The 24,744-nt window shown below is 63.9% G+C and carries 24 protein-coding genes, 1 pseudogene and 1 riboswitch; of the genes and pseudogenes, 9 read left to right on the top strand and 16 right to left on the bottom strand.

Annotation, left to right across the window (positions count from 1 at the left end; genetic code table 11):
* Nucleotides 1–68: 68 nt before the first annotated feature.
* From CO676_RS15995 to CO676_RS15940, 12 genes and pseudogenes are all read right to left on the bottom strand, one after another.
* Nucleotides 69–836, bottom strand: coding sequence for a 3-hydroxyacyl-CoA dehydrogenase (locus tag CO676_RS15995; RefSeq protein WP_014763020.1), 768 nt, complete (start codon nt 834–836; stop codon nt 69–71).
* Between the two features lie 146 nt (nt 837–982).
* The gene (locus CO676_RS15990) at nt 983–2,227 is read right to left on the bottom strand and encodes a Gfo/Idh/MocA family oxidoreductase (RefSeq protein WP_097521791.1); all 1,245 of its coding nucleotides are present in this window, start codon (nt 2,225–2,227) and stop codon (nt 983–985) included.
* 21 nt (nt 2,228–2,248) lie between these two features.
* Nucleotides 2,249–3,268, bottom strand: coding sequence for a LacI family DNA-binding transcriptional regulator (locus tag CO676_RS15985; RefSeq protein WP_014763018.1), 1,020 nt, complete (start codon nt 3,266–3,268; stop codon nt 2,249–2,251).
* A complete protein-coding gene (locus CO676_RS35240) occupies nt 3,265–4,221 on the bottom strand; it encodes an ABC transporter permease (RefSeq protein WP_014763017.1) in 957 nt (318 codons plus the stop codon). Before CO676_RS35240 ends, CO676_RS15985 begins: the two co-directional genes overlap by 4 nt.
* Entirely contained in the window at nt 4,218–5,210 is a 993-nt protein-coding gene (locus CO676_RS15975) for an ABC transporter permease (protein WP_097521790.1), read from the bottom strand. The genes CO676_RS35240 and CO676_RS15975 overlap by 4 nt, the downstream gene beginning before the upstream one ends.
* Entirely contained in the window at nt 5,210–6,715 is a 1,506-nt protein-coding gene (locus CO676_RS15970; RefSeq protein WP_014763015.1) for a sugar ABC transporter ATP-binding protein, read from the bottom strand. Before CO676_RS15970 ends, CO676_RS15975 begins: the two co-directional genes overlap by 1 nt.
* A gap of 69 nt (nt 6,716–6,784) precedes the next feature.
* On the bottom strand, nt 6,785–7,810 hold the full coding sequence (locus CO676_RS15965; RefSeq protein ID WP_014763014.1) for an ABC transporter substrate-binding protein: 1,026 nt from the start codon (nt 7,808–7,810) through the stop codon (nt 6,785–6,787).
* A gap of 275 nt (nt 7,811–8,085) precedes the next feature.
* On the bottom strand, nt 8,086–8,529 hold the full coding sequence (locus CO676_RS15960) for a pseudoazurin (RefSeq protein WP_097521789.1): 444 nt from the start codon (nt 8,527–8,529) through the stop codon (nt 8,086–8,088).
* Nucleotides 8,526–9,329, bottom strand: a complete 804-nt coding sequence (locus tag CO676_RS15955; RefSeq protein ID WP_097521788.1) for an ABC transporter ATP-binding protein — start codon at nt 9,327–9,329, stop codon at nt 8,526–8,528. Before CO676_RS15955 ends, CO676_RS15960 begins: the two co-directional genes overlap by 4 nt.
* Entirely contained in the window at nt 9,326–10,354 is a 1,029-nt protein-coding gene (locus CO676_RS15950; RefSeq protein WP_179875500.1) for an iron ABC transporter permease, read from the bottom strand. The genes CO676_RS15955 and CO676_RS15950 overlap by 4 nt, the downstream gene beginning before the upstream one ends.
* On the bottom strand, nt 10,351–11,313 hold the full coding sequence (locus CO676_RS35235) for an ABC transporter substrate-binding protein (RefSeq protein WP_245424332.1): 963 nt from the start codon (nt 11,311–11,313) through the stop codon (nt 10,351–10,353). The genes CO676_RS15950 and CO676_RS35235 overlap by 4 nt, the downstream gene beginning before the upstream one ends.
* Before the next feature lie 260 nt (nt 11,314–11,573).
* Nucleotides 11,574–11,806, bottom strand: a riboswitch (cobalamin riboswitch).
* A gap of 48 nt (nt 11,807–11,854) precedes the next feature.
* Nucleotides 11,855–12,153: pseudogene (locus CO676_RS15940) on the bottom strand (ribonucleotide-diphosphate reductase subunit beta); the annotation flags it as partial.
* Nucleotides 12,154–12,364: 211 nt separating this feature from the next.
* On the opposite strand from CO676_RS15940, the gene CO676_RS15935 reads away from it, so the two are divergent.
* Nucleotides 12,365–12,619 carry a hypothetical protein gene (locus tag CO676_RS15935; protein ID WP_080605559.1) on the top strand — a complete coding sequence of 85 codons (255 nt, stop codon included), beginning with the start codon at nt 12,365–12,367 and terminating at the stop codon, nt 12,617–12,619.
* Between the two features lie 19 nt (nt 12,620–12,638).
* Here CO676_RS15935 and CO676_RS15930 read toward each other — a convergent pair whose 3' ends face one another.
* Nucleotides 12,639–12,827: a hypothetical protein gene (locus tag CO676_RS15930; RefSeq protein WP_097521785.1), complete on the bottom strand. Its 189-nt coding sequence runs from the start codon at nt 12,825–12,827 to the stop codon at nt 12,639–12,641.
* Nucleotides 12,828–12,890: 63 nt separating this feature from the next.
* On the opposite strand from CO676_RS15930, the gene CO676_RS15925 reads away from it, so the two are divergent.
* Nucleotides 12,891–13,769 (top strand): MBL fold metallo-hydrolase, encoded by an 879-nt coding sequence (locus tag CO676_RS15925; protein ID WP_097521784.1) that lies wholly within the window; start codon nt 12,891–12,893, stop codon nt 13,767–13,769.
* A gap of 112 nt (nt 13,770–13,881) precedes the next feature.
* Here the strand turns inward: CO676_RS15925 and CO676_RS15920 are convergent, their stop codons facing one another.
* Together CO676_RS15920 and CO676_RS15915 are read right to left on the bottom strand one after the other, a co-directional pair.
* Nucleotides 13,882–14,991 (bottom strand): flavodoxin family protein, encoded by a 1,110-nt coding sequence (locus CO676_RS15920; protein WP_097521783.1) that lies wholly within the window; start codon nt 14,989–14,991, stop codon nt 13,882–13,884.
* A 164-nt stretch (nt 14,992–15,155) separates the two neighbouring features.
* Nucleotides 15,156–16,232: a methyltransferase domain-containing protein gene (locus CO676_RS15915; protein WP_097521782.1), complete on the bottom strand. Its 1,077-nt coding sequence runs from the start codon at nt 16,230–16,232 to the stop codon at nt 15,156–15,158.
* Nucleotides 16,233–16,387: 155 nt separating this feature from the next.
* Here CO676_RS15915 and CO676_RS15910 point away from each other — a divergent pair, with 155 nt between their 5' ends.
* The 3 genes from CO676_RS15910 to CO676_RS15895 all read left to right on the top strand — a co-directional run bounded on the left by CO676_RS15910 (nt 16,388) and on the right by CO676_RS15895 (nt 19,031).
* Nucleotides 16,388–17,437 carry a helix-turn-helix domain-containing protein gene (locus tag CO676_RS15910; RefSeq protein WP_097521889.1) on the top strand — a complete coding sequence of 350 codons (1,050 nt, stop codon included), beginning with the start codon at nt 16,388–16,390 and terminating at the stop codon, nt 17,435–17,437.
* Between the two features lie 187 nt (nt 17,438–17,624).
* A complete protein-coding gene (locus CO676_RS15905) occupies nt 17,625–18,197 on the top strand; it encodes a DinB family protein (RefSeq protein WP_097521781.1) in 573 nt (190 codons plus the stop codon).
* 255 nt (nt 18,198–18,452) lie between these two features.
* Nucleotides 18,453–19,031, top strand: coding sequence for an isochorismatase family cysteine hydrolase (locus tag CO676_RS15895; protein ID WP_014763002.1), 579 nt, complete (start codon nt 18,453–18,455; stop codon nt 19,029–19,031).
* Nucleotides 19,032–19,135: 104 nt separating this feature from the next.
* Here the strand turns inward: CO676_RS15895 and CO676_RS15890 are convergent, their stop codons facing one another.
* Nucleotides 19,136–19,486, bottom strand: coding sequence for a DUF2200 domain-containing protein (locus tag CO676_RS15890; protein WP_097521779.1), 351 nt, complete (start codon nt 19,484–19,486; stop codon nt 19,136–19,138).
* A 293-nt stretch (nt 19,487–19,779) separates the two neighbouring features.
* On the opposite strand from CO676_RS15890, the gene CO676_RS15885 reads away from it, so the two are divergent.
* From CO676_RS15885 to CO676_RS15870, 4 genes are all read left to right on the top strand, one after another.
* Nucleotides 19,780–20,664 carry an AraC family transcriptional regulator gene (locus tag CO676_RS15885; protein ID WP_097521778.1) on the top strand — a complete coding sequence of 295 codons (885 nt, stop codon included), beginning with the start codon at nt 19,780–19,782 and terminating at the stop codon, nt 20,662–20,664.
* 130 nt (nt 20,665–20,794) lie between these two features.
* Nucleotides 20,795–21,451, top strand: a complete 657-nt coding sequence (locus CO676_RS15880; protein ID WP_097521777.1) for a 2Fe-2S iron-sulfur cluster-binding protein — start codon at nt 20,795–20,797, stop codon at nt 21,449–21,451.
* Nucleotides 21,452–21,455: 4 nt separating this feature from the next.
* Nucleotides 21,456–22,442, top strand: coding sequence for a xanthine dehydrogenase family protein subunit M (locus CO676_RS15875; RefSeq protein ID WP_097521776.1), 987 nt, complete (start codon nt 21,456–21,458; stop codon nt 22,440–22,442).
* A gap of 9 nt (nt 22,443–22,451) precedes the next feature.
* Nucleotides 22,452–24,740, top strand: coding sequence for a xanthine dehydrogenase family protein molybdopterin-binding subunit (locus CO676_RS15870; RefSeq protein ID WP_097521888.1), 2,289 nt, complete (start codon nt 22,452–22,454; stop codon nt 24,738–24,740).
* The last annotated feature ends 4 nt before the right edge of the window (nt 24,741–24,744 follow it).

Raw genomic sequence — 24,744 nt, 5'->3', positions numbered from 1 at the left:
CAACTGGCGGCGACAGTCGGGATAGCGTCCGATCCGGCCCCCCTTATCCGCCCCGGCTGAGAGGTCCGCTACCTCGCCCCCATCCGCAATGCCCCGTCGAGGCGGATGACCTCGCCGTTCAGCATGTCGTTCTCGCAGATATGCCGAACCAGCGCGGCATATTCGCCCGGCCGGCCGAGGCGCGCCGGGAAGGGGACGCTCTTGCCGAGCGAATCCTGCACCTCCTGCGGCATGCCGGCCATCATCGGCGTTTCGAAGATGCCTGGTGCGATCGAGACGACGCGGATGCCGGAGCGGGCGAGTTCGCGTGCGATCGGCAGGGTCATTGCCACGACGCCGCCCTTCGAGGCCGCGTAAGCCGCCTGGCCGATCTGACCGTCGAAGGCGGCGACCGAAGCGGTATTGACGATGACGCCGCGGCCGCCTTCGAGATCCGGCTCCTCCCGGGCAATCGCTGCGGCGGCCAGCCGGATCATATTGAACGTGCCGACAAGGTTGATGCCGATCGCGCGCGCAAAACTGTCGAGCCGGTGCGGCCCGTCACGGCCGAGCACTTTTTCGCCGGGCGCTATCCCGGCGCAGTTCACCAGCCCGTGGAGATGCCCGAAGCTTTCGATCGCCACCTCCACCGCGGCCGCACCTTCAATCTCGCTCGTCACATCAGTGCGCACGAAGCGGGCGCGGGCGCCGAGTTCCGCGGCGATCGCCGCCCCAGCCTCGACATTGACGTCGGCGATGACCACATGGGCGCCTTCGGCGACGAACATCCGCGCCACGGCGGCGCCGAGCCCGGATCCACCGCCGGTGACCAGAAACACCTTGTCGAGGATCAGCATGGCCGCGCTCCAGCGGGCCGTGCGGCCGAATTCTTCCGTATCATCCTATCCTCCCGTGTCGCATCGCATCGGCTAGCCGCCGAATCCTCCGTGGCGACTATAGTCGGACGCGCCATCGCAGGCGATACCGAACGGAAGCGGATGCCTCACGCGCCCGTGCGTGCCACCAACGGCACGTAATTCTCGAGCTCCGGCGCCGGAAAATTGAGCGTCGCGCCGATTTCGGCCGAGCGGTAGAGTCCCATCAGGATCTCGACCACGGCGAGCCCGTCCTCGAAGGTCTCGATCGGTTTGACGCCCTTGCGGAAGCACTCGACCATATGCCGGTTTTCGTCCGTGTAGCCATAGACGCCGGCCTCGTCCTCCAGCACAGGCATCAGCCCCTGTTCGGCGTTCTGCTTTTCGACCAGGTCCTCGCCCTCGGACCCCTGCACCGCCCGCGACAAAAAGATCTTCAGCCCCGTGCCGAGCGAATTGTATTCGAGTGCATATTCGGGGCCGAGAAGCTCCAGCTGGATGCGTAAGCCGGCGCCGACATAGGCCCAGGAGGTCGTCGCCTCGATCATCAGTTCGCGGCCCTCCTCGTCCTCGAGCCTGACGGTGGCGCGGGCGAAATCCTCCGAGGGGCGCTTCAAATAGTCGACATCGCTTCCATATCGCTGGCGCAGTTGATCGGCATAGGCCGGGCGGGTCCATTTGAGGTTCGCCACCGTGCCGTTCACCGCCTTGACCTTCAAGGAACTGCGCCGCGCGCCGGGCGCCGTCAAGAGATGGCGCGCCACCTCGACGCTATGGCACATCATGTCCGACAGCACCCCGCCGCCCTGCTTGTCGCCCTGCCAGAACCAAGGCTCGTGCGGGCCGGAATGCTCTTCCGCGGCGCGTGCCAAATAGGGCCGGCCCGTCGTCGAGGCGGCGCGGCGCCAGATGATCTCCTTGCCGCGTAGAACCGGGGTGCAGAACACTTGGTTTTCCAGATAGCCGTGATTGAGGCCGGCGTCCTCGGCGAGACGCAGCATCTCGCGGGCTTCGGCGACGGTGCGCGCCAGCGGCTTTTCGCAGGCGACCGCAAAGACCCTGCTGCGACCCGCCTTGATTTCCGCATGGAGCGTTCGCATCACCTCGAGCCGCGTATAGTTGGGCGAAAGGATCCAGATCGCATCGACATCGCTGGCTGAGAGAAGCGACGCGAGGCTGTCATGGGCGCGACAGGTCCCGAGCTCAAGCCCCTTCACCGCTTCCACGAAGCGGTCGCGATTTTCCGCATTGCGGCTGTAGACGCCGGTGACCTCCACATTGCGCACGCCGGTGAGCGATTGCAGATGGAAGCGGGCGATGAAGCCGGTTCCGACAAATCCGACGCGCAGTGTCCCTTTCGGCAATGTGGTCATTTCCTTCCTCCCCAGGATGGCTCACGTGCAAGGCGGCGCCGTACTGCCCCGAATGTTGAGCGCCGTCGGCAGCACGATCGGTTCGCCGCCCTCGACGCTTCCGCCCGACAGGATGCTGAGCAGGAGGCCCATCGCGGTGCGGCCGATCTCGGCGCGCGGCTGGCTGACGGTCGTCAGCGGCGGGTAGAAGGCCTTGCTCAAATAGAGATCGTCGAAACCCACGACCGAGACCTCACCCGGGACGTCGCGCCCCATGCGCCTCAGCTCATGGGCGGCGCCATAGGCCATCTCGTCATTGGCGACGAACAGCGCAGACGGCGGTTCCGGCAGGGCGAAGAGCGCCCGGCAGCATTCCTGTCCGCTTTCCAGAAGAAAGTTGCCGCGCACCTCGTAGCCTGCGGGGATCTCCAGTCCGGCTTCGCGCATGGCGAGCCGGTAGCCCTCCCGGCGATAGACGCTCATCGGCTCGGGGACGGGACCGCTGATATGGGCGATCCGCCGGTGCCCGAGCCCTATCAGATGCGCGACCGCTCCACGCGCGGCCCCGACATTGTCGACCTGCACATGCGGCAGTCCCGAGCCCTCGATCATTTCGAGCGCGACCACCACCGGCAGATGGTTCGAGGCGCCGGCACGATCGCCACTCGCCGGCGGCAGTTTGCCGGTCATCAGGATCATGCCGTCGGCATGGCCGTCGCGCAGCATGTTAAAATACTCGATCTCGCGGACCGGATCGTTCTCGGTATTGCCCATCAGCACCGCATAGCCGGCTTCCCGCGCCGTCGCTTCGACGCCTTTCAGGATGTCGAGATAGAAGGGATTGCCGACATCGCGCACGACGAGGAGCACCGCCATCGACTTGCGGGTCCTCAAGTTTCGGGCGCTGACGTTGGGGCGATAGTTGAGCTCACGGGCGAGATCATGGATGCGCTGGCGCGTCTCCGCCGTCACCAGCGCCGAATCCGAAAGCGCACGCGAGACGGTGGCGACCGACACGCCGGCCTTCTGAGCAATATCCTTGATCTTCGGCCGCTCCCTCATGCGCGCATCGCCCGACCCCGCCCATAGAACATCATAAGGAGCAGCAAGGTCGCCCCGAACACCATCTGCCGGCCGGATTCGTCGATGTTTACGGTGGTGAGGATCCCCTGCAGGATGACGAGCAGGAAGGCGCCGGCCATGGTGCCGGTGTAGCCGCCCTTGCCGCCGGCGAGCGACGTGCCGCCGAAGACGACCGCGATGATCGAAGTCAGCGTGTATTGCTCGCCGACATTGGCGAAGGACGAGCCTGAATAGCCGAGCAAGCAGAGGCCAGCGATGGCCGCGAACATGCCGGAGATCATGAAGAGCGCGATGCGCATAAGCTTGACCGGAACGCCCGCCATATAGGCGGCGTGCTCGTTCGAGCCGACCGCATAGATGCGGTGGCCGAAAACGGTGCGGTTGAGCATGAAGGCCATGAGGATGCCGAACGCGACCCACAGCCAGATGATTCCGGGCACGCCGAAGAAAAGCGGCTGGGTGACGAAACGCGACAGGGCCGGCGCAGCCTGGCCGGAGGGAATGCCCATGCGGATGACGACGAGAAGGCCCTGCAGCACGCCGAGCATGCCGAGCGTCATTACCAGCGGCGGGATACGCAGCAGCGTGATGCCGAGGCCGTTCAGGAGGCCGAAGAAGGCACCGGCCGCGAGGCAGGCGACGATAGCCGGCACAATACCGCCATCGGCACCATTCATGACATTGCCGGCAATGATCGCCGACAGCGAGACGACACCGCCGACTGAGAGATCGATGCCCTCTCGCCCGCCGAGGATCACGACGTTCTGCCCGGCCGCGACGATGCCCAGCAGCGAGGCGACGATCAGGAGCCTGAGGATTTGCGCACCACTGGCAAAGCCGGGAGAGAGCAGTTCGCCGAGATAGAGGAGGAGAACGATCAGGACGAGCGCGACGACGATCGGCTGGCGAAGGAAAGAGATTACGCTGGTCATGGACGCGCCCTCCGGCCGGCAAGTACGCCGGCCATCAGCACGATAAGAATTGCGAGGCCCTGGACGAAATTCTGCCACTCCGAAGGCGTGCCCATGAAGAAGACCACCGAACTGATCAGCCCGATCGTCAGCGCGCCGAGAAGCGAGCCGACCACTGTTCCCCAGCCGCCCGAGAGCGCGCTGCCGCCGAGTACCACCGCGGCGACGCTGAAGAGCGTCATCTTGCCGCCGACCAGCGGATCGCCGCTCGCCGTGTCTCCGGTGATGCAGAAGGCGGCAAGCGCCGAGAACAGGCCGCAGAGCAGGTAGCCGCGAATCCTGATCGCCACCACCGGCAGCCCGGTTTGATAGGCCGCCTGCTGGTCGTCGCCGACGGCGAGCAATTGCGTGGTGAGGCGCGTGCGGCCAAGTACCGCGAGGAGAACGACCAGTCCGGCCAGGATATAGAAGACCAAGGGCAGCCCGAAGAGCCGGCCGCCATAGGTGCGCCAGAAGATGGTCGGCGCCGGGGTGCCGGCAACCGGCAGGATGTAGAGCGCCAGGCCGGTAAAGAAGATGCTGGTCGCGAAGGTGGCGACGATCGCCTGCAGGCGCAACGCCGCAACGACAAGCCCGTTGACGAGGCCGCAGGCAAGCCCCAGCAGCAGGCCGATGGCAAGCGCCAGCACCACCGCGCCGGCGCCGCCGCCCCAGCGCTCCATCAGAACGACGATCGCGACATTGACGAGCGAGAGGATCGAGCCCGCCGACAGGTCGATGTCCCCGGCATAGACGACATAGGTCTGGGCGATAGCAAGCAGGATCAGCGCCATATAGGTGCTCAGAAGCCCGGTCAACGAGCGGTAGCTGAGGCTGTTCGGCGAGAAGACGCCGTTCAAGGCAAGCAGCACGAGGACGATGGCGAGCGCCGGCAGGAAGGGGTAGCGCTCGAGCAGTCTGCGGATGCCGCCGGCGCGCCGGTAGGTCGGGCCTGTTGCAATCTCTGCCATCAGGCGGCCTCGTACGCGGCTTGATAGAGATTGTAGCGGGTGCGATCCGCCCCGGTGAGTTCCCGGCTGACGGAGCCGCCGTTGAAGACCAGGATGCGGTTGGCATTGCCGAGCAGCTCGGCGTCTTCCGAAGAATAGAGAATGATGCCGAGACCCTCCGCCGCCAATTGCCGGATCAGCGCGAAGAGGTCGGCCTTCGCCGAGAGGTCGATCCCCTTGGTCGGGTCGTCAAGCAGCAGCACGTCCGGGCGGTCGATCAGCCAGCGGGCGATGATCACCTTCTGCTGGTTGCCGCCGGAGAGCGAATTGATCGGATGGAAGAGGCTCGCGAATTTCGTATGCATGCTTTCGAGCGCCGGCTGGACCCGGTCGCTGAGCTTCGAGGGCCTGGCGATTATCAGCCGGTCGCGCAGGTAGTGGATCGGCGTGACGTTCTCGATGATCGGCCGGCCGCTGATGACGCCGTCGCGGCCGCGGTCGCCGGAGACATAGGCGCAGCCGCGCCGAATGGAATCGCGCGGACTAGCCGCATCGAACCGATCGCTGCCGATCAGGATTTCGCCCGACGCGATCGAACCGGCGCCGAAGATCGCCCTAAGCAGCGCCGACTGTCCTTGGCCGTGCAGCCCGCCGAATCCGAGGATTTCGCCGCGCGCAACCTCGAAGCTGACATTGCGGAAGCCGACGCCGGAAAGGTCGCGGACCGTCAGCGCCGCCCCGTCCTTGGCGTCGACGGCGGCCGGCGCCGAAGACTGCGAAGCTGGCATGTCGCCGGCTCCCCCGACCATGAGCCGGATAACCGTGCCGGCATCGGTCTCGCCGAGATTGAGCGTCGTGATTGTCTCGCCGTCGCGGATGATCGTAACGCGGTCGCCGATCGCCTTGATCTCGTCCATCCGGTGCGAAATGAAGATGATGCCGCGGCCGCGCCGCTTCAGATCGCGCAGAATCTCGAAGAAGCGCTCGACCTGTGCACGGTCGAGCGCGGAAGTCGGCTCGTCGAAGATGAGAAGCGGCGCCTCGCTGGCCAACGCCTTCATGATCTCGACGAGCTGGCGCTGGTCGGGCCTGAGATTGCCGACCAGCGCGTCGGCGGAAAACCCTTCACCGGATACCCCCTCGAACAGCGCGATATAGCGCGCCGCGCGCTCTTCCAGTGCCGTCCGGTCGACGAAGAGAGCGGCTTTGACCGGCAGGGCGGCAAGGCAGATGTTTTCCTCGACTGTCCGGTGGGCGGCGAGGCTGAGCTCCTGATAAAAGATGCCGATGCCCTGGGCGCGGGCCGAACGCGGCCCGGTAATCGTCACCGGCGTGTCGTCGATCAGGATCCTGCCGTCGTCCGGCCGCACGCTGCCGGCGATGATCTTGCAGAGCGTGCTCTTGCCGGAGCCGTTGGAGCCCATCAGCACGTGGACCTCGCCCGCCAGGACTTCGAGGTCACCGCGGCGGAGCGCCAAGGTCGCGCCGTAAGCCTTGCTCACCCCGTTCAGTTTCAATTTCGACATGGAACCGTGTCCGTTACGATCCGGTGGCCGAGCGCGGGCCGAGAGGGCCCGGGCCTGACTTCGAAAGGCTTACTTGAAGAGCGCTTCCGCCTCTTCGATCGACAGCGAGCTCGTATAGGAATAGTAGCCGGGCTTCCCATCGAGCTGCTTTGCCGCCTCTTCGACGTTCTTCGAGTCGATGAACGGGATCGGCAGATAGAGCGCGTTGCCGTATTGGCCCGCCTTGGCCGGCTCCTTCAGCTCCTTGCCCTGCAGCATCAGCACGGCGACGTTGAGCGCGCTCGCCATCACGCCGGGCGGGTTCACGGTCGCACCGGAATTCAGCTTCTCCTTGATCCAGAGGTCGATGAAGTCCTTTCGGATCTCGCCGGTCGCGGCGATCTGGTCCTTCTTGCCGGCATCCGTGATCGACTTCCAGGCGCCGGCCGCCATGCCGTCCTGTACGACCACGCCGTTGATGTCGGGATAGGTGGCGAGAATGTTCTGCATCGCCTGCTGTCCCTGGGCCTGATCCCAATTGGCGTTCACTTCATTGACGATCTGGATATCCGGGAAATCCTTGAGGACCTGCTTGTAGCCGGCGACCCGCATCTCGTTTGCCGGATGCCCGGCAACGCCGTTGATCGCCACCACCTTGCCCTTGCCGTCGAGCGTCTCGGCGAGCCACCTGGCGCCCGCAGCACCCCAAGCGGTCTGGTCGATCCCGACATAGACCGCATCGGGCGAGGAGACTTCCGCGTCCGTCGCGATCACCAGGATGCCGGCCTCCTTCGCCTGCGCGAAGATCGGGTCGAAGGCCGTCGGGCTGTTCGGATTGACGATGATGGCGTTGACGCCTTCCGCGATGAAGTTGCGGATATGGGCGATCTGCCCGGGCACGTCGACATTGGCGCTCTGGACGGAAACCTCGACGTCGACGCCCTTGTCCTTCCATTTCGCCGCGGCGGCCTTCGCCTCGTCAATCATCTGGGTGCGCCACTCGCTGCCGACCCAGCCGTTCGAAAGGCCTATCTTGAATGTTTCCGCGTTGACCGCCGAGGCCGAGATAACGATGGACGCGACCGTGCCAAGCGCAAGAGCAATGAATTTCGTCATTAGATTCCTCCCAAATCTTGCGAGCGCTATGAAGCCAGAAAATGTAATCGATTTCAATGGGAGTTCAGGGTTGTACCGGCAACCTCCAACGCTGGCGAACTTGCCCGCTAAATCGAGAGGCTAGATTTTCCGCCGATTGTGCTCTGCGGGCGGGGGGCAACGGTCCGCCGGGCTTCCGATGATCGGAGCTATCCGGCAGATACGGAGGAGAGGTGCCATTTACCCTGGAGACTTTCTTGGAAGTTTCGGTATGGGCCGCGACCGCTATTTCCCAGCTACTCCGCTTCGGCTCCAGCAAAGAGCGCTTCGAAGCGCGGTTTGGCTCGGGCGGGAACCTCGATCGCGCGATAGCTCTGCTGCAGTTCGACATGCCCGACCTTGATCAGCATGACCATACCCATGGCGTAATGCGGCGAGCATTTGATGCCGTAGAAGCCGGGCTTATCGAAGGTGACGACGATCTCCTCGTTGATCTTGCACTTAAATCCCGGATGCCCGTCCGGAACCATTCCGTCGATCGTCGCGGCGTTGTGGCTCTTGTTGGTGGCGATGAACTTGACGCTGTCGCCCGGCCGGAGCGCAAGGAAATCCGGTTCGAAAACCATCGAACCCTTCTCGCCCCGGTTCAGCATCTTGACCTCGACCGTCTCGGCGCTCACCAAGGCCGGCATCGAAATGGCAATCAGCACGGTCAACAGCAGCCTGACAAGACTGATCATGAAATCCTCTTCAGCATCGGCTTTTCGGCAGGCGGGGAACCGGGGGCGCGGTAACGGATATGGCAGCGGCCGTCGCCCTGGTACTCGACATCAACGTCGACGCCGAAGACGGTGCGGATTCGCTCTTGGGTGAGAACTTCGTGCGGCCGTCCCAATGCAGTGACGCGACCGCCGCTCATCAAGGCGATGCGGTCGCAGAACATGGCGGCATGGTTGAGATCGTGAAGTGCGGCAACCGCCGTCAGCTTCTGCTGGCGCACGAGATGCAGGAGACCGATCTGATGGCCAACATCGAGGTGGTTCGTCGGCTCGTCGAGAAGGAGCATCTGCGGCTGTTGTGCCAGGGCGCGGGCGATGTGCAGGCGCTGCCGCTCCCCGCCCGACAGCGTGTGCCACGTCCGCGCCGCAAGCTGCGCCATGCCGACATTGCGGATCGCCTCGTCGACGATCTCGTCATCCCTCGTCGACCACGGTGTGAGAGGGCCGAGATGCGGCGTGCGGCCGAGTTCCACCGCCTGGCGCGCCGAAATGCGCTCGCCCGTTTCGGCCTGCTGCTCGACCAGCGCAATGCGCTTGGCAATTTCCTTCCGTCCCAGCGTGTCGACGCCCTGTCCGTCCAGCAGCACCCGGCCGGACCGCGGCCGCCGGAGGCCGGCAAGCAGCGACATCAGGCTGGTCTTGCCGGAGCCGTTCGGCCCGACGATGCCGAGAAACTCGCCCGCGACGACGTCGAGCGAGACATCCCGGAGGATGGAAACTCCACCCGTCGACCACGAGACATTGCAAGCGGAGAGTTTCATCGAACTGTCCTGCGCTGGCTGAGGATGACGGCAAAGGCCGGTGCGCCGACGAGCGCCGTGACGACGCCGATCGGCAGCACCTGCCCCGGAATGATGACGCGCGACACGATGTCGGCGGCGATCATGAACACCGCCCCGATCAAGGCGGCGGCGGGAAGCAGCAATCCGTGCCGGACGCCGACGATCATCCGGGACACGTGCGGGATGACGAGGCCGACGAAACCGATCGACCCGACGATGCTGACCATGGCCGCCGTCATCATCGCCGATGCGCCAATCAGGACGACATAGACCCGGCGCACCGGGATGCCGAGCGAGGCGGCGGACTCGGATCCGAAGGTGAAGGCGTCGAGCGCCCGCGCGTGCCACAGGCAGACAATGAGGCCGACCACCGCGACAGGAACGGCGAGCCAGACATCCGGCCAGCGCACGCCGGAAAGATTGCCGAGCAGCCAGAACATGATTGCGCGCGCCTGTTCCGCATTGGCGGCCTTGGTAACGATGAGCGACGTGAGCGCGTTGAAGAGCTGCGAGCCGGCGACGCCGGCCAGAATGATCGCGCCATGGCCCCTGCCGGCACGCATCGCCAGAAGGCTGACGAGCCCGAAGGCGAGAATGGCTCCTGCGAACGCTCCGACCGGCAGCGTCAGCAGGCCGGCGCCGATGCCGAGAACGGCGACGCCGACCGCACCGGTCGATGCACCCGCCGAGATACCGAGAATGTAGGGGTCGGCCAGCGGATTGCGCAGCAGCGACTGCAGCACGACGCCGGAGACCGCCAGCGCCGAACCGCAGCAGGCGGCCACGATGGCGCGGCTCACCCGGTAGTTCCAGATGATGCCCTCGTCGAGCGCATCGAGGCCGTATCCGGCATCCCACAATCGGTTGGCGACAGTCTTGGCGACGACGCCCATGGGAATGGCCGTCTCGCCGATCGCCGCGCCCAGCCAGAGCGCGACCAGTAGCACGACGAGCGCCAGCAGGCTGGCGCTCGTCCGCGACAAGGATGGCGCGATGCCTATCACTTGTTCAGGCCGGATTTCTCGACGGCATCGGCCAGCACCTCGATGCCTTCGATGGTCCGGATCGTCGGGTTCATCGCCTGGGCGTCCATCTCGACGACGTGGCCCTCTTTCACCGCAGGCATCAGGCTGGTTACCGGGTCCGACTCCAGGAACTTGTGCTTGACGGCGACGTCGTCGGCGGGGAAGCGACGGCGCTCCATCTTTCCCGCGACGACGAGCGTCGGGCCGGACTTGGCGATGGTTTCCCAGCCGACGGTCGGCCATTCCTCTTCGCTGTCGATGACATTGTCGATGCCGAGCGCCCGCATGATATAGCCCGGCGCGCCGTTCTTGCCGGCGACGTAGGGATCGATGTCGAGCTCGGCGCTCGAGAACCAGAACACCGCGGAGAGCTTGCCGTTCGCCGACGCGATCTTCTTCTTCGCCGCATCCTCACGCGCCCTCAACTCGGCGACCAGCTTCTCGCCGCGCTCCTGGACGTTGAAGATCTGGGCGAGTTCGGTGATTTCCTGATAGATGAGGTCCATCGTGAAGACCGTGTGGCGAACGCCATCGCCGCCGCCGCTATTGTCCTTGCCGACGCAATCGGCAGGCGACGTGTAGACCGGAATGCCGAGTTCTTCGAACTGCTCGGGCTTGGCGACGATGCCTTCGCGCCCGACATGCCACTGGAACTGCGCCGTCACGACATCCGGCTTCTTGGCGACGACGCCTTCGAAACTCGGGTCGTTGTCGGCCAGCCGCTCGACGTTTGCATTCGCGTCCTCATAACCCTTGATGACCGGACCGATCCAGACGGCGGTACCCACCATCCGATCCTGAAGGCCGAGCAGGTACAGGATCTCCGTGCTGCTTTGGCCGATCGAGACGGCGCGTTCGGGCGCCTTCGGGAAGGTGACCGGGCGGCCGCAATTGGTAAGCGTCAGCGGATAGCTGGTTTCGGCGGCCTGGGCCTCCATGCCGATGGCCGCCAGAAGAACGGCAGCAGCCCACAGGATGCCGCGATTAGATTTCGCAAAGATGCTTTTCATAAGTCTATTCCCCGGATTCGATGAAGCGGCCGCACGGAATGCGGCCGTTCGTGGCGCGGACGGACGGAGTCAGACCGCCTGCCGACAGCGCGACGGCGTCGAGGAACGGGGAAGACCGCAGGCTAAAAGGCGCAGATCGGCGCGAGGAGAGGTCATGCTGTGTCCTGTTCCGGGCATCCCCGCCCGCATTGGAGTGAACGCATGACGGCAGGTCTCCTGGCTCGCGGATATCTGCCGTCCACCTGCCTTCCCACGATCGAGCTCGCAGTGGCATGACGCTTTCGCGTCACTAGGATGGGCGGCAATCCGCTTACAGTTGCGGGGGCAGCCACGGTCTTGGTCCCTCTTGGGTCGTCCGCACCGTGTTCCCTATTAATCCCCTTCGCTTCATCGTAGGGGAACCGTCACTGGCTTCATTAAATAGTTGATCTCAGCTGGTCAAGGCCGGTTCTATCGCCATGCCGGAGCGTCAAAAATCCCAGTCCTCGTCCTCCGTCGCGACCGCCTTGCCTATGACATAGGACGACCAGCCGCGAAGAAGTCATGGTTTTCGTCGGCGGCCGGCGAGAGCGCCGACAGGATCGCGGGGTTTGCAGGCTTCCGGCGGGAACAGCGCCTCGTAGCCAAGCTTCATCAGCGCCTTGTTGGCGTTGTAGTGCAGGAATTTATTGACGTCTCGGTGAGGCCGACGCCGTCGTAGACCGCTTCGGTATATTTCACCTCGTTGTCGTAGAGCCCGAGCAGCAGGTCGAAAGCGAAGTACTTGATGTTGGTAAGCACCGCCTCCTCGTGCGGCGTCACCGGATAGGCCATCAGCTTCACGCGCCGACACCGTTCTGGATCGTGCCGAGCAGCGTCAGGCCGGTGAAGCGAGACGCCGCGATTGCTCCCGACGGCAGCAAGCAAAAACGTCTTCCTGCAACAGACGCCACAATCAAGTATAATCCTTGAGCAATCACGGAGACAGGAGGAGGGACAGATGTCCGTCGACGCAGGACCGCGAACAGTGGGCGCCGAATATGCGATCGAGTATCTGCAGGAGCATCCGGAAGCCGGCCTCTGCTGCGAGGATCGGCGCTGCTGGATCACGCCGAATGCAAACGAGACCGACCGGCAGGCCCTGCTTCTCGAGGCGATCGAGGCCGAGCGGCTCAAGGACGATCCTCGCCTCCGACTCGTGTCCGGAATCGCCCATGCGGGCCGATCGCTCTGGGTCGTTCGAAGAATGACATGACGACATGGATACGAGCGAGTTAATCGCGTTGCGCTGAGCCACGCGCACGAATGCCGTTGACGATCAGGCGGATGCAACTGCGCATGAAGCCCGGCTTATCCGGACCAACCGGCCATTCGGAGCCCTGGCCGGTCTTGAGTGCCGCGGCGGCGCGGATCAGGTCCATGATGCGGGCGGTCGCCAGCGCGTCGCCGCCCCAGGAATGCATGTGAGCGGCGGTCCGGGTGTGATAATGCCTGCTGCAATGCCGGCGATTTTCTTGAGAGACCATATGACAGACATGACCTCGACACTCAGGATCTTTGAACCCCGTCCCGGCGTGTTTGCCTATTACGATGGCCGCGTCGAGGGACGGAGGCTTCATGGCGCCTCGCCAAATTGGCTCGATGACGGTGCCTACGGATTGGGCGTCGCCTCCTATGCCATCTTCGACGCGGGCGAGGCGCTCGTTTACGATACGCATATCTCGCTTGCCCATGCGCAGGCCGTCAGGCGACATCTCGAGGGGCTTGGCGCAACCTCGTTCCGGGTCGTCCTCAGCCATTGGCACAACGATCATGTCGCAGGCAATGCGGTTTTTGCCGATTGCGAAATCATCGCGCTCAAGCTGACAGCCGATCTGCTTCATGCCAATCGCGAGGAGCTCGCCACGCGCGTCCCGCCCATCATCCCGCTCGTCATGCCCAGCCGGCTCTTCGAGACGAGGCTGGACCTGGAAATCGGAAGCCGCCGTGTCGAACTTCACCATTTCGACATCCACAGCGCCGACGGCAATGTCCTGTGGTTGCCGGACGAGAGAATTCTGTTGGCCGGCGATACGCTCGAAGACACTGTCACCTATGTTTCCGAAGCCGAAAATACGGCGAAGCACATTCGCGAATTGGGGCGCCTCGCGACCTGGCCGATCGATCGCATTCTGCCGAACCACGGCGATCCGGATCGGATTGCGACCGGCGGATATGAAGCGAGCCTCATCGACGCCAACCGGCGTTACCTCGAGCAGTTGATCGATGCGGTCAAACAAGACCGAGTCGCTATCGAACCCCTCAAGGATTTCATCGCGCAGGATCTGGCAGCGGGGGCAGTCTCCTATTTCGAGCCCTATGAAGCGGTGCATCGGAAGAATATCGCGGCCCTGGCGGCGATATGAGCCTGTCCACAATGCCGATAGTGGGTGCGGAGCATTCGAGGTTGCGTTATCGAATGACATCGCGACCATCGGTCCTTCTCAGTCGGCAGGAACACGAAACCAGTGGCCCCGGTTACTTCTGCCGTGGTTCCGAGAGGTCGGCTCCTGCTGAAACCATCTTTCCGGCGCGCTTGACGGTCACCGCCTCCACCAATGTTTGTGCCGCATTGCGGACCTCTTCCTGCACCGCCTCGTCGGCATCCAGCTCGGCGTGACTGAGCGCATAGGGTTTCCAGTAGCCGATATAGCGATCCACTTCCGCCAAGGGTCCGGCGGGTTCGAGATGCATGTAGCAAAGCCAGTCCGACAGGCTACGCCGAACGTTCTCCACGCCCGCCACATCACCATGCACGACGACGGAAAAGATCCGCCCGGCGAGATGTCGAGGGTAGCTCCAGCCCTCGAGTTCAAGCGCCTTGGCGAGCTTCGCGTCCTTGCCCTCGGTCGAGGTCGGGTCGGGATTGCCGCCATCGGCGCAAACCAGCCGGTCCATCATCAGCTTGATCGGCGAAGACACCTGATACCAGTTGACCGGCGTGACGATCATGATGCCGGTCGCCTCGACCCACATCGGATAGATCTCGTTCATCCAGTCGTCGACCTGCCCAAGCGAATAGTTGGGATAGCAGGAGCACGGCCAATGACAGAGCGCCGGCGAGGTGGAAAAGCAGGCCTTGCAAGGATGAATCATGCGTCCATATTCGGAAGCAAGACGATGCAACTCGAGAACGGTCGTCTTCACCCCGGCCGTTTGGTCCATCGTTTCCTGTGCGATCCGCACCAGTCGGTAGGACTTCGAGATTTCGCCGGGACAGCTGTGTTCGCTCCGCGACGACCCGCTGATCAGAAGGATACGTGCCGGCCCGTCCGGGTCCCGGTGACGCTCTTGCGCAGCATGAATTGCATCGCGCGCCGCAAGCCAATCGACTGACAGTTCATAGTCGGGATCCTTGAATGCGGTGCCGGCCTTGCGCGTGTGCGGTGCCTTCCGCTGATGCTTGTAAGCGTCCCATGCCGCCGAAGCGATCTTGTCCAATTCCGGGCGAAGGCCGTCGAAGGCTCGATCCTGAAATCGACTGAGGAAGCGGCGGCGAAACTCGGTCTCCGTCAGCCTGGGATTCGGCGTTCCCTTTCGCGGCTCGAGCATTGTCGGCGAATATTTCGTCTCGGCGCTTGTCGACATCTAAATCCACCGGCGATTCCGTTCCCCTGTAATCGAGCACGGCGGCGATTGTTCCGGGCAGCCAAGGCCGCTTGGTGGAAATGACGAGGCATTGACGAGGCTAGACGCAAAGCGCGCCTAGCCATTCGCTTCAGATCGTGCGGACCAAAAGGGGCCGCGGTACTCTAGAGCCGCGCCTCCAGGATCAGGTTGAACGGCGTTTGCAGCGCGCGGCGGAAACGGCTGAAGCCGGCCTTGCGGAAGACGTCCTCAAGGCGAGCTTCGCCGGCTTGGGCGCCGAGCACCAGACGGCCGCCGTCGGAGATCGCATGGGCGCAGCAGATCGTCGCCGAGGCCGCATAATAGATCCGCGCCACCGGCGAGACATTGTCCTCGACCCGGTCATTGGCGAAGGGCTCGACCAGCATCACAGTGCCGCCCGGTGCGATGGCTCTTGCAGCATGTGCGGCCGCGGCGACCGGATCGCCCATGTCGTGCAGGCAGTCGAAGAAGCAGATGAGGTCGTAGCCCGTAGCCGGATAATCGTCGGCCCGGGCGGCCGCAAAGCTTGTCCTGTCGGCAACGCCCGCCAATGCGGCGATCTTCCATGCCTCCGCCACGGATTCCAGGTGGTTGTCGAAGCCGCGGAACTCCGAGGCGGGAAAGGCCTCGGCCATGAGCACGGTCGAGTGGCCGTGACCGCAGCCGACATCCGCCACACGCGCGCCGGAGCGAAGCTTCTCCACGACGCCGTCGAGGGCCGGCAGCCATTCGGAAACCAGGCTTGCCTTATAGGCATTCCGGTAGAAGGCCGCGACGCCACAGAAGAGCTTTCCGTCGTGGTCGCCCCAGGCAATGCCTTTGCCGCTGCGGAACGCCTCCACCGCCTTCTCCTCGTCCAACCACATCGACGCCGGAACGGCCCAGGCGTTGGGAATGAAGAAGGGACTGTCCTCCTCGGCCAGGACGAGGGCCTGTTCCGGCGCGAGCTCATAGGTGTCGCTGATCGCATGATAGCCGACATATCCGCCGGCAACCTGCGAGCCAAGCCACTCGCGCACATAGCGCTCGGAGCAGCCGGCGCGGCTCGCCAGCTCCCGCGAAGTGAGCGGGCCCGCTTCCGCCAAGGCCTTGTAGAGGCCGAGCCGGTGGCCGAGGCTCACCATCACGCCGCCATACCCGGCCGACAAGTCGCCGATCGCGCGCGCCACGAACGCGTCGAGTTTCGCGGCGTCGACGCTCCTGCTTTGAGTCTGTTGCATCTTGGTCTCTCCTGCTGGAGCCGAGGAATTCGGCCATGCGCGCAGGATCGCAGCGATCGCGGTTGAGCGGCAGAGCCGAACAGTCCACAATCGGGCCGTTTGCGCCATGCGACGAGCCCGCTTGCATGCCGATGTCGCCCGCCGGGGAATTCGAAATGCCACATCAAAGAGCCGAGACCGGCCCGGAGCCGATCCATGTCAGCCTCGTCGCCATCCCCGAGGCGGTGGTTTCCACGCTGACCGGCATTTTCGACGTGATGAACGCGTTTGCCGTGATGGCTCCGCTCGGCAACACTCCGCTCGAGGCGCCGCCCTTTCGGGTCGAGATCGTCGGAGTCGAGCAGGGTCCGCTGCAACTCGCCAGCCATGTGCCGATCTCTGTCCAGCGCAGCATCGCATCGATCGAGGCAACCGACATCGTCATCGTTCCCTCGATCCTGCTCGAACCGGAAGGCTGGCGGACGGGCCGACACCCGGAACTGGTCGACTGGCTCCACGCCATGCATCGACGCGGCGCGCTTTTATGCTCGGCCTGCTCGGGCCTTTTTCTGCTTGCCGAAACCGGGCTCTTCGACGGCGTCGAGGCGACGGTGCATTTCGGCTATGCCCGCGCCTTCGCGGCGGCCTTTCCAAAGGTGCCGATCCTGCCCGAACACGTGCTCGTCGTCTCCGGCAAGCGCGACGAACTGATCAGCTCCGGCGCCTCGATGACCTGGCACGATCTGGTCCTTTACCTGATCGCCCGCCATGCGGGCGCTACCGCCGCCCAGGCTGTCGCGCGCCTCTTCGCACTCCAATGGCACCAGGACGGGCTGGCGCCCTACATAACCTTCGAGGGGCGCAGGGACCATGACGATCTCGCCATCCGCGCCGCGCAGGATTGGCTCGCCACACATTTCTCGGTCGCCAATCCGCTCGAAGAGATGATCCGCCGCACCGGACTGACCGAGCGCACCTTCAAGCGCAGGTTCACCGGTGCAACGAGCCTGAGCCCGATCGCCTATGTACAGCGTGTGAGGATCGAGGAAGCCAAGCGGCGGCTCGAGCGGACCGAGGCCTCGGTCGATGAGATCAGCTGGCAGGTCGGCTACGAGGAACCGGCATTCTTTCGCCGTCTTTTCAAACGCCTTACGGGCGTGACACCAGGAGGCTACCGCCGGCGCTTCAAGATACCGGAATTCGCCCAGCCGCGGCGCGAGAGCTAATGCATGTCGCCCAAAAGTGTGCAGCGATTTTGGACCATATGCCAAGACAAGTACCTCAAGCACGTCGCATGAAAACCATGAATGCGACGTGCTTGAGGTGGCCGATGCCGCAACGGCGCGCATCTTCTCGTTGACGACGCCTCCCGCACCCGCCACAAAGTGTCAACGCTAGGACGCGAGGCAAGCCATGGACAGCGTGACATTCCAGCAGGATCCCATCTGCCGGCCATATCGCCAGCTGGCGCGCAATGCGCGCCTTGCCAACGCACGGCTCGATCGCGCCTGCATGGCGCTGAAGCCCGGCGAATGGGCGGCGACCCGGACGTCCTTCTTCCCCTCGCTCAAGGAGACGATGGTCCACCTTCTCGATGCCGATCGATACTATATCGATACGCTGCGGGGCGACCTGGCCGGCCTGGCGAAACCGCCGGGCAGCCGCGCGACCGCCGCCGAATTCGCGGCCGAACGGGCCGAAGTCGACGACTGGCTGGTCGATTTCTGCGAAGCTCTGACGGCAGAGGCGCTACCGCGAAAGATAAGCATCCCCTGGCCGGACCGGACACTGACGGAGACCGTCGCCGATACGCTTCTGCACGTCTTTCTGCATGGCCAGCACCATCGCGGCCAGATCCATTCGATGCTCTCCGGCACCAGCGTTGCGCCGCCGCAGATCGACGAATTCATCCTGACGGACAATAGCGAGGCGCGGGTGGAGGACCTGCAGGCGCTGGAGTGGAGCGAGGCACGGCTCACTCGATAGCCGGAGGAGTGTCTCGCCGGTACGGCGAAAGACTGACAACGACGGAGCCGCTCGAGCGCTTTCTCGCCAAGATTCAGGAGGAGCGGCACGGTTATCGCCTGGAGCCTGCCCTTATCCCGCTGCGCGCGACCGCGGCCGCTAGGAAACGGGTGCTGGCGATCTTGATCTGCGAAGCCTGGAACTCCCTACCTCACTTCGAGTTCTAATAATCATGCTCACATGAGACCCACCTTCGCACGGAGGCGCGGAGTACAAATGAACCCGGAAAAATGGCTTCACCTGTGCATCGATATGCAGCGCATGTTCGCCGAGAGTACCCCGTGGCAAGTCGCCTGGATGCCCAAGGTGTTCGACCAGGTTGTTGAGATTGCTTCGCGCTTTCCGGATCGCACCATATTCACGCGCTTCGTGCCGCCGTCCTCTCCAGAGGAACTGCCGGGCATGTGGCGGGCATACTACGAAAAATGGCCGATGATGACGACCACCCAGCTCGACCCCGTTCTGGTGGATCTGGTTGCTGATCTGAAGAGGTTGGCCCCGCCCGCGCGCATCTTTGACAAAACCACCTATTCGCCATGGACGAACGGGCGGCTGCACAGCGCCTTGACTGCTGAGGATATCGGGACGCTCGTCGTAACGGGAGGCGAGACGGACATCTGCGTGCTGGCCGCGACTCTTGGAGCTATCGATCTCGGTTACAAGGTAATCCTGCTGAAGGACGCGGTGTGTAGTACGACCGATCAAACACACGATGCATCGTTGGAACTTCTGGGCAATCGCTTCTCAGTTCAAATAACGATCTGGAACACCGAAGAATGGTTGTCGTCAATTTAGCGCCTACAGGAAGCGATCAGCGCTGTTCCCCAGGAGCGCGTATGTACCGTGGGCAAGTAAGGGTTGTTACCGCATGAATGGATTCGAACCGGCGATCCGCCTGGCTATTTTCGCAGGATCTTCTCCATTGCTTTCCCCTTGGCGAGTTCGTCGATCAACTTGTCCAAGTAGCGGATTTCCTGCATCGTTGGTTCTTGGATGTCTTCCACGCGAACGCCGCAGATCACACCGGTAATTAGCGCCCGCGAGGGATTCATTTGAGGCGCTTGGGCAAAGAAGTCATCAAATTTTGTATTGTTCGCCAACTGATTATCTAGCGTTTCTTGGCTGTACCCCGTCAACCAACGGATGATCTCATCGACCTCAGCTTTCGTGCGCCCCTTCTTCTCCGCTTTGGCGACATAGTGAGGATAGACGCTCGCGATACTGACTGAATAGATGCGATGCTTCGTCATGCGTCCTCCCTGAATCGTGTCCTGTGAAATGCCGTCTGATACGCCACTTGTGGGACGCGACCCCATTTAGCCCCTGCACGAACGATCGGCGCCCTTCCCGTTGACACATTATACCAGGCTGCAACTCACAGGCGGTCACCGATCCTTGAACATTCTTGAGCACTTCGTGGCTGTTGTGGGCGAACCATTGTTCCTATGACTGTCGCCTGTATCGGTGACGGACCGCGCCGGCGCACCACGCCGCTGTGGCCCTGCCCGCCTCGGCTTCAAAAGCGAACCAACGGGATGCCGCGATGTCATTCAGACCATTGCTTGGCGACGGACGTATCAGGACCCGGGAAGAAGAAACAGCACCGCTGCAGAGTGCGTCCTGGATCGGCACTTCGCTCGTATTCGACAGCCGGCGCTGGGCTTGTCAGGAAGCAGAACTCCGCTGGACGGCACCGCACCACTTGATCGTGCTGACGGATGGAGGAGGCACGTCCCGGACATCGATCCGGGCCGAGGGCAAGGCACTTTATGACGGACAGGACCGGCCAGGCGTACTCACTTTCGTTCCCGCGGGCGCAGAGCGTGTCGGATTTTACCGCGACGTCGACCTGTCTTATTCCGCCTTGTGGATTGATCCCGAACTGGCGCTGCCGGGTTTGCAACGCCTGCGCGATATACCGATTCTGGTGAACAGAAGCGATACGGTCATCGGCACGCTTTTGCGATCGCTTTGCACCGAGATGTCACTCGGCCACTTGCCAGACACTGTCTACGTCGAGCATCTGGTTGCGCTCGTCGGTCTGCGCATGGCTGACCTGAGCGGAAACCAGTTGCCGCCTGCGAGCCGCGGCCGCCTCGGCCGCCGGACGTTCGAGCGCGTCCGCGATTACATCGATGCCCACGTGGCCTCCGATATCTCGCTGAGCGCGGTGGCAGCGATTGCCGGCATGCCGGTCGATACCTTCGCACGTCGCTTCAAGGAGACGACCGGCCGTCCGCCCTATGCCTATATCCTCGAGGAGCGCGTAAGACGAGCGGAACTGCTCCTGCGCGATACCGAGATGGCAATAGGCGCCATTGCATTCCGCCTCGGCTTCTCCAGCCAGAGCCACTTCACAACTACATTCCGTCGCCTCAAGGGCATCACCCCGCGAGCCTACCGGCTGCACATTTCTCCGGAATCCTGATAGCGCCTCCGGTATCCTGAAAGAAAAACATCCCGCGCATTCCCAAGTCCCACTTGTCGAAGAAAGCAAGTCGCAGGCTCGCCGGAGGGTAGCCTTCCGGGCTCGTGCCGTTGCGACCGGGAGATCATTCATGGCCGAAACGGACTACAGGATTACGCGCCGGGCGGTTTTGGAAGGCGGAGCAGCGACCTGCCTGTTTCTGGCGTCCGGCTTGCCCGTCGGTGCTCAGGACGCCGGCGCCACCATGGCGGCCGGGCCCGTCACGACCCCGATAGCGAGAATACCGATGACCTTCAGGATCAACGCGACGGAGCATGCCGTTAAGCTCGACCCGCGCACGACGCTGCTTGATGCCTTGCGAAACCATCTCGGCCTCACCGGCTCGAAGAAAGGCTGTGACCACGGCCAGTGTGGGGCCTGCACGGTTCTCGTGAACGGCCGGCGGATCAATTCCTGCCTCTCGCTCGCAGTCCAGCATGAAGGCGACGAAATCACGACAATCGAAGGGCTCGCCGACGGCGACCAGCTGCACCCGGTTCAGGCGGCCTTCGTCGCCCGGGACGGCTTCCAGTGCGGCTATTGCACACCGGGACAGATCTGTTCGGCAGTGGGAATGCTCGAGGAAGTGAGGGCCGGCTGGCCTAGCCATGCAAGTGCCGACGTGGCGGCAGGAGCCGCGGCACTTGGCGACGAAGAGATCCGCGAGCGCATGAGCGGCAATATCTGCCGTTGTGCTGCCTATCCCAACATCGTCGCCGCGATCCGCGACGCAGCCGAAGAGGTGTGAGCCCATGCAGCCCTTTACCTACGTGCGCGCCAGCACCGTCAAGGAGGCGGCCGCCACCGTTGCGGCCGAGCCGGAAGCGAAGTTCATCAGCGGCGGCACCAATCTTCTCGACTTGATGAAGCTGGAGATCGAGCGGCCGACACACCTCGTCGATGTCAGGCGGCTGGCGCTCGACAGCATCGAGGAGACGCCAGAGGGCGGCCTTCGGGTCGGGGCAGAGGTCCGCAACAGCGATCTCGCCGCCGACCCGCGGGTGCGATCACGCTATCCTGTGCTCTCGCAAGCGCTTCTCGCGGGAGCGTCCGGGCAAATCCGCAACAAGGCCTCGACCGCAGGCAATCTCCTGCAGCGCACACGCTGCTTCTACTTCTACAACCGCGACATGCCCTGCAACAAGCGCGAGCCGGGATCGGGCTGCGCGGCCCTAGAGGGCTTCAACCGAATGCATGCCGTGCTCGGCGCTAGCGAGGCCTGCATCGCCGTCCATCCGTCGGACATGGCGGTGGCCATGGCCGCACTCGACGCTGAGGTCGAAACCGCCATGCCCGACGGCAAGACACGCACGATCGCCATTGGCGACCTCCACCGGCTGCCCGGCTCGACGCCACATGTCGAGACAGCGCTCGGCCACGGCGAGATGATCACGGCCATCACCTTGCCGCCCCCGCCGTCAGGCCGGCAAGTCTATCGCAAGGTGCGCGACCGCGCTTCCTACGCCTTTGCGCTTGTCTCGGTCGCAGCCGTTGTCGAAAGGAGCGGCGATCGCGTACGGAGCGCGCGCATCGCGATGGGTGGCGTTGCACCCAAGCCATGGCGAGCGACGGAAGCGGAGTACGTGCTCACCGGTGCGGCAACTTCCGACCCCGCTTTTTCCGAGGCCGCCGAAAGCGCACTCGCCGGAGCGGTGGGGCATGGCGGCAATGATTTCAAGATCCCGCTGGCAAAACGCACGATATGGCGGACGCTCGCCGCGGCTGTCGAAAGTGCATGAGGTGCGATGATGACAGAAACCATGACCCCGGAAAACCGTTCGTCCGAGACCGGCAATGGCCTTGTCGGCCAGCCGATCGCACGCGTCGATGGGCCGCTCAAAGTGACCGGCCGTGCGACCTACGCCTATGAGCATGCCGCGAACGAGGCAGCCTATGGCTACATCCTTGGCGCTGCCATCGCCAAGGGTCGTATCGTCGAGATTGACACTGCGGACGCCGAACAGGCCCCGGGCGTGCTTCACGTCATGACCTACCGGAACGCACCGGCCCAGCCCGAATTCGGCCCGGCGGTCACGCCCACGGTGCCGGAGGTCTTCACCCGCGCCAGACCCATGCTCAACAGCGACCGCGTTCGCTTCTACGACGAGCCGGTTACGCTGGTCGTCGCGGAGACGTTCGAGGCGGCGCGGGCTGCCGCACGTCTCATCCGGGTGCGCTATGAAGAGGAGCGCGGCGCCTTCGATTTGCAGGCACATCTCGCCGAGGCCTACGCGCCCCGGCGCACCAATGCTGGTTTCGAGACGGACAGCGCGATCGGGGATTTCGATGGCGCCTTCGCCGCTGCTCCGGTCAAAATCGATGCGACCTACCGGACGCCCTACGAGCACCACAACCCCATGGAGCCCCATGCGACGCTCGCCATCTGGTCGGGCGACGAGGTGACGATCTACACCGGTGCGCAAACGCTCGCGAACTTCCGGGCCAGCCTCGCCAGCACGCTCGCCATTCCGCCGGAGCGTGTCCGAATCGTCAGCCCCTTCATCGGCGGCGGTTTCGGCTCCAAGCTGATCGTGCACGCCGACACCGTTCTTGCGGCGCTCGCTGCAAGGGTGCTGCGTCGCCCGGTCAAGGTCGCGCTGACACGGCAGCAGATGTTTGCCAATGCCGGTCATCGGGCGGAGATGGTTCACCAGGTGCGCCTCGGCGCGGATCTCGACGGGCAATTGACTTCGATCGGTCATGATGTTTCGTCCGCGACATCCAGCTTCGAGGAATTCTGCGAGCAGACCGCGGTCTTCACCCGCTCGCTATATGCCGCGCCGAACCGGTTGACCCGCCACCGGCTCGTTCCGGTCGATCTCAATCGCGGCGAATGGATGCGCTCGCCCGGCGAGGCGCCGGGCATGCTCGCCTTTGAAAGTGCCGTGGATGAGCTCGCCGAGCGGCTCGGTCTCGATCCGATCGAGCTCAGGGTTCGTAACGAGCCGACAGAGGACCCGGAGCGCGGCGTGCCGTTCTCGACCCGCAATCTCGTCGCCTGCATGCAGGAAGGCGCGCGCCGGTTCGGCTGGAAACGCCGGAAACCCACCCCGGGCCGCATCCGCGAAGGCCGCAAGCTAATCGGCTACGGTATGGCGGCGGCCATTCGGCCGAACTACATCGGCGCGACGACGGCCCGGGTGGCGATCGATGCAAACGGCCGGGTAACGGCCGAGCTCGATATGACCGATATTGGAACGGGCACCTACACCATCCTGACCCAAATCGCGGCGGAAAGCCTGGGCGTGCCCATCGCGGCAGTCAAGGTCGGGCTTGGCGACAGCCGGTTTCCGCGCACCGCCGGCTCCGGCGGTTCCTGGGGAGCGGCGAGTGCGGGCTCGGCGCTCCATCATGCGTGCAACGCCCTCAAGGAGAAGATTATCGAGGCGGCACGGTCCGACGACCGCTCACCGCTCCGCGGTGCGGACGCCGCCGCGCCGAGCTTCGTCGGCGGAGAGGTGAGAGCCGGCGACAGCTCGGTAAGCTTGGCTGATCTCATCGGCAGCATTGCCCCGGACGGCATCGAGGCAACCGGTTCGGTCGCCGCCGCCCGCGCCACGGAAAGCTATAGCAGCTATTCCCAGCACTCCTATGGAGCGCACTTCGCGGAAGTCGCAGTCGACAGCGACACGGGCGAGGTGCGCATGCGCCGCATGCTGTCGGTGATCGGTGCAGGCCGCATCCTCAACCCCAAGACCGCACGTTCGCAGATTCTCGGCGGCATGATCTGGGGCATCGGTGCTGCTCTGATGGAGGAAACCGTGCTCGATCCACGCTACGGCCATTTCGTCAACGGCGATCTCGCGGAATATCATGTCCCCGTCAATGGCGATGTCCCGGAGATGGAGGTGGTCTTTCTCGAGGAATCCGACGACAAGGCCAATCCGCTCGGCGTCAAGGGGCTCGGCGAGCTCGGCGTCTGCGGCACGGGCGCGGCGATCGCCAACGCGATCTACAACGCCACCGGTATCCGCGTTCGCGAGTTTCCGATCACCCTGGACAAGCTGCTCCCCGGCCTACCGGTGACGGCCATTTGAGTCT

It is taken from the genome of Sinorhizobium sp. BJ1 (assembly GCF_002531555.1).
Classification (GTDB): Bacteria; Pseudomonadota; Alphaproteobacteria; order Rhizobiales; family Rhizobiaceae; genus Sinorhizobium; species Sinorhizobium fredii_B.
This window is presented reverse-complemented; position numbering and strand designations above follow the sequence as displayed.

Bases quoted from the DNA above. Each gene is read 5' to 3' on its own strand.
- CO676_RS15995 (WP_014763020.1), bottom strand. From the start codon at position 836: ATGCTGATCCTCGACAAGGTGTTTCTGGTCACCGGCGGTGGATCCGGG.
- CO676_RS15990 (WP_097521791.1), bottom strand. From the start codon at position 2,227: ATGACCACATTGCCGAAAGGGACACTGCGCGTCGGATTTGTCGGAACC.
- CO676_RS15985 (WP_014763018.1), bottom strand. From the start codon at position 3,268: ATGAGGGAGCGGCCGAAGATCAAGGATATTGCTCAGAAGGCCGGCGTG.
- CO676_RS35240 (WP_014763017.1), bottom strand. From the start codon at position 4,221: ATGACCAGCGTAATCTCTTTCCTTCGCCAGCCGATCGTCGTCGCGCTC.
- CO676_RS15975 (WP_097521790.1), bottom strand. From the start codon at position 5,210: ATGGCAGAGATTGCAACAGGCCCGACCTACCGGCGCGCCGGCGGCATC.
- CO676_RS15970 (WP_014763015.1), bottom strand. From the start codon at position 6,715: ATGTCGAAATTGAAACTGAACGGGGTGAGCAAGGCTTACGGCGCGACC.
- CO676_RS15965 (WP_014763014.1), bottom strand. From the start codon at position 7,810: ATGACGAAATTCATTGCTCTTGCGCTTGGCACGGTCGCGTCCATCGTT.
- CO676_RS15960 (WP_097521789.1), bottom strand. From the start codon at position 8,529: ATGATCAGTCTTGTCAGGCTGCTGTTGACCGTGCTGATTGCCATTTCG.
- CO676_RS15955 (WP_097521788.1), bottom strand. From the start codon at position 9,329: ATGAAACTCTCCGCTTGCAATGTCTCGTGGTCGACGGGTGGAGTTTCC.
- CO676_RS35235 (WP_245424332.1), bottom strand. From the start codon at position 11,313: ATGGAGGCCCAGGCCGCCGAAACCAGCTATCCGCTGACGCTTACCAAT.
- CO676_RS15935 (WP_080605559.1), top strand. From the start codon at position 12,365: ATGTCCGTCGACGCAGGACCGCGAACAGTGGGCGCCGAATATGCGATC.
- CO676_RS15930 (WP_097521785.1), bottom strand. From the start codon at position 12,827: ATGCATTCCTGGGGCGGCGACGCGCTGGCGACCGCCCGCATCATGGAC.
- CO676_RS15925 (WP_097521784.1), top strand. From the start codon at position 12,891: ATGACAGACATGACCTCGACACTCAGGATCTTTGAACCCCGTCCCGGC.
- CO676_RS15920 (WP_097521783.1), bottom strand. From the start codon at position 14,991: ATGTCGACAAGCGCCGAGACGAAATATTCGCCGACAATGCTCGAGCCG.
- CO676_RS15915 (WP_097521782.1), bottom strand. From the start codon at position 16,232: ATGCAACAGACTCAAAGCAGGAGCGTCGACGCCGCGAAACTCGACGCG.
- CO676_RS15910 (WP_097521889.1), top strand. From the start codon at position 16,388: ATGCCACATCAAAGAGCCGAGACCGGCCCGGAGCCGATCCATGTCAGC.
- CO676_RS15905 (WP_097521781.1), top strand. From the start codon at position 17,625: ATGGACAGCGTGACATTCCAGCAGGATCCCATCTGCCGGCCATATCGC.
- CO676_RS15895 (WP_014763002.1), top strand. From the start codon at position 18,453: ATGAACCCGGAAAAATGGCTTCACCTGTGCATCGATATGCAGCGCATG.
- CO676_RS15890 (WP_097521779.1), bottom strand. From the start codon at position 19,486: ATGACGAAGCATCGCATCTATTCAGTCAGTATCGCGAGCGTCTATCCT.
- CO676_RS15885 (WP_097521778.1), top strand. From the start codon at position 19,780: ATGTCATTCAGACCATTGCTTGGCGACGGACGTATCAGGACCCGGGAA.
- CO676_RS15880 (WP_097521777.1), top strand. From the start codon at position 20,795: ATGGCCGAAACGGACTACAGGATTACGCGCCGGGCGGTTTTGGAAGGC.
- CO676_RS15875 (WP_097521776.1), top strand. From the start codon at position 21,456: ATGCAGCCCTTTACCTACGTGCGCGCCAGCACCGTCAAGGAGGCGGCC.
- CO676_RS15870 (WP_097521888.1), top strand. From the start codon at position 22,452: ATGACAGAAACCATGACCCCGGAAAACCGTTCGTCCGAGACCGGCAAT.